Origin of the sequence: Bartonella sp. AA2SXKL, assembly GCF_042197205.1 — a bacterium.
In the GTDB taxonomy this organism is placed as follows: Bacteria; Pseudomonadota; Alphaproteobacteria; order Rhizobiales; family Rhizobiaceae; genus Bartonella.
In genome coordinates this window covers 553-834 of record NZ_JBHIRN010000089.1, presented here as the reverse complement: position 1 = coordinate 834, position 282 = coordinate 553, and the positions used below count along the sequence as shown (strand labels likewise).

1 pseudogene is annotated in these 282 nt (G+C 36.5%); it reads left to right on the top strand.

What is annotated here, in order from left to right:
* Positions 1 to 282 (top strand): annotated as a pseudogene (locus tag ACFINS_RS09935) (hypothetical protein); the annotation flags it as partial.

Below are 282 nucleotides of genomic sequence, written 5' to 3'. Positions count from 1 at the left end.
TTCTTGGCTCCTTGGGCTTGCACGACCAGCGCAAAAGGAAAATTCGTTGATATGGTATCCATTATCATCGGTTATCTTTCATTTAACCAACTTTATAGCTCTTATATCAAGCTTTATAGGACTCTATGTTGAAACTCATCCATCAACATCTCTTATTGCGAAGAAAATCACTGCAAACATAGCACAAGCTATGCAACAATCACAGTCATTAAAGGAAGCTGATATAATTGCCTTTAGAGAACTTTTAATGACGCATGCAGCAACTTTAACAGCTATTGTTTT